The organism is Enterobacter cloacae complex sp. 342H5 (assembly GCF_050030905.1).
Lineage (GTDB): Bacteria > Pseudomonadota > Gammaproteobacteria > Enterobacterales > Enterobacteriaceae > Enterobacter > Enterobacter intestinihominis.
Window position 1 is genome coordinate 1 of the sequence record NZ_JBLGVB010000005.1, and the last position, 2511, is coordinate 2511.

Annotated in this window: 3 protein-coding genes; all 3 read right to left on the reverse strand. The window is 51.9% G+C overall.

The window, feature by feature from the left end; all coding sequences use genetic code 11:
- Positions 1–644: 644 nt before the first annotated feature.
- Positions 645–830 (reverse strand): Rop family plasmid primer RNA-binding protein, encoded by a 186-nt coding sequence (locus tag ACQG03_RS23560; protein ID WP_032105038.1) that lies wholly within the window; start codon positions 828–830, stop codon positions 645–647.
- 366 nt (positions 831–1196) lie between these two features.
- Positions 1197–1424 (reverse strand): YgdI/YgdR family lipoprotein, encoded by a 228-nt coding sequence (locus tag ACQG03_RS23565; protein WP_021243043.1) that lies wholly within the window; start codon positions 1422–1424, stop codon positions 1197–1199.
- Between the two features lie 427 nt (positions 1425–1851).
- The gene (locus ACQG03_RS23570; RefSeq protein WP_032610644.1) at positions 1852–1995 is read right to left on the reverse strand and encodes a hypothetical protein; all 144 of its coding nucleotides are present in this window, start codon (positions 1993–1995) and stop codon (positions 1852–1854) included.
- Positions 1996–2511: the final 516 nt, after the last annotated feature.

The following is a 2511-nucleotide window of genomic DNA, read 5'->3' on the forward strand; positions in this document are numbered from 1 at the left end:
AGTGACTGGTCCGGCGCTGCGCCCGGAACCCGCCTGTACCGGTTCAGCAGCCGTTCCGGGCTGACTGCAATTTTTTTATTTTCCTGCCCGCTACCCTGTAAACCTTTCTTCTGCGTTGCCGTTAACAGGAGGTAAGCCATGTTTGGTTTTTCTTCCGGAGACCTGATGACTCTTGATGATGAGCGACACCTGTTTGTGTCTGTTGTTTCGGGCTGGCTCCGGCGTGCCGGGGGGATGCCGGAGCCATGATGCTGGATGCATACCGGCAGATTTTGTCTGAAACTGAACCGGCCGTAAGGACGGTCATGCTCGAATTTCTTGAATCCGTTCGCATTCATTACATTTCGTCCTGAGCATTTTCTGTATTTCTGTCCATACTTAAACGAGGCGGCCGTCACGGACGATGGTCGTCGTTGCATGATGCTGTTATGGATGAGTGAAAGTAATCTAATCTAACTTGACTTACCTTCCGGGCAGCTCCCCGGTTTTTTTTTGCCTGTTCCCGGGGAACCACTCAGGACAGGATGTGTATTTGTAATACCGCGCACGCGCCGGCATCACAAATACCCAGGTCAGGGCTGCGCCCCGACACCCCGCCATCGCCTCACGGCCGCGCACTGAATTGCGCACCCGTTCACCGATTTTCACGCATCTTCCTCGCCTGTCTGTGCGTTCAGCATGGTGTAAAGTGCTTCGGCCTGATCGTGCAGGTGCTCACAGCAGCCGGCAGCCTCATCCAGATCCATCTGTTCGAGCCGCTCGAGGAGGAGGAGTGTCTGTGAGCGGATAAATTTGGCCATGTTGAGGGCGGCGGATTCCTGTCTGGTCACTGGTGATTTTCCCCGTCTGGTGATGATTTTTGCGTGAAAAGAGCATGCCGTCATTCTGGTGCATAGTCATGCATGCCGTTAAAATTTAACAGGAGCGTTTCTGGCGGGTTCCGGGGTGGTTTGTTGTGGTTTTTGGTCATGGTTCCGTCAGAAAAGCGCTGAGTGCGTCTGAGGCGGTGCGGGCAACGGATGTTATGGTAAATTCTTGGGGGGCTTGATTATAAAAACCGCACTTCCTCTAATGTCTTGTGCTTTTTAGACAACCCTGGAAGCTTTTAGCTTTGGTGGTGCAATTTGCTGGGATTTTGGCGGAGAACCCCAGGTAAAGAAAAAGGCCACATTAGCGGCCTTTTTCGGAGAAGATGCTCAGTGCGGAATTTCGGAGACTTCTTTAACGTCGGTTTTATTGATCTGCTGTTTGACACCATTCGCGTCTGTATAGCCAAGCAGGCCTGAGTCTGATTCTTTAGGTTTGCCGTCGCTGACAATAGTGCGCCCGTCATTGGTGTGTATGGCATAGCTTGTGCGCGTGCAGCCGGTGAGGGCTGAAAGCGCAACTGCCGCTGCGAACACGGAAACAAAAATCTTTTTCAAAGCCAGCTCCTTTTATCCATATCAGTTTTGGTCACTAACCATCTAACTATAGGTCATTTTTTATGTGAAAAGAGGCTTGATGGTGGGCTGCATATCGAGTTAGGTGCGAGGTGTTATGGTTAAAGTGTGGTGTCTGGCGGGGAGGGGGCAGTGCGGGCTTATATCTGATGTAATCCGACCGATACATATACCAAGATGATTTAAGTATTCCTCTTTGTGAGGTTGGATGTCTAATTTATAAAAGGATCTTCTTGAGATCCTTTTTTTTCGCGCGTAATCTCTTGCCCTGTAAACGAAAAAACCACCCGGCAAGGTGGTTTTTCGAAGGTTCAGCAAACCGGCAAGTTTCTGAACCGTGGTAACAGGGTGTACAAGACCGCTGCCACCAAATTTGTCCTTCTAGTGTAGCCGCAGTCAGGCGTCAACTTCAAGAACTCTGCACCAGTAATCTTGTATACCCCTTACCAGTGGCCGCTGCCAGTGGCGTTTTTACGTGTCTTTCCGGGTTGGACTCAAGACGATAGTTACCGGATAAGGCGCAGCAGTCGGACTGAACGGGGGGTTCGTGCATACAGTCCATCCTGGAGCGAACTGCCTTCCCGGAACCGAGTGTCAGGCGTGGAATGAGAAACCGCGGCCATAACAGCGGAGTGACACCGGTAAACCGAAAGGCAGGAATGCGGGGGAGCACGAGGGAGCCATCAGGGGGAAACGCCTGGTATCTTTAAGCCGCATCGGGTTTCGCCACCACTGATTTGAGCGTCAGATTTCGTGATGCTCGTCAGGGGGGCGGAGCCTATGGAAAAACGGCTTCGGCGCGGCCTTATGCCTTCTTCGCTAAGTATCTTCCTGGCATCCCCTAGCTGGCATCCCCCAGGAAATTTCTGCTCCACCCGTAAGCCCGTACCGCTCGCCGCAGCCGAACGACCGAGCGCAGCGAGTGAGTGAGCGAGGAAGCGGAATATATCCTGTATTACATTTTCTCCTGACGCGTTTTCTTTCATTTTCTGCGCCTGTCTTATGTAGCAGTTATGCTATGCGTTACTGCGGTGTTACATTTTAGCCAGTATACACTCCGCTAGCGCTG

Excerpts from the sequence above, each read along its gene's own strand:
- ACQG03_RS23570 (WP_032610644.1), bottom strand. The coding sequence starts at position 1,995 with ATGCACGAACCCCCCGTTCAGTCCGACTGCTGCGCCTTATCCGGTAAC.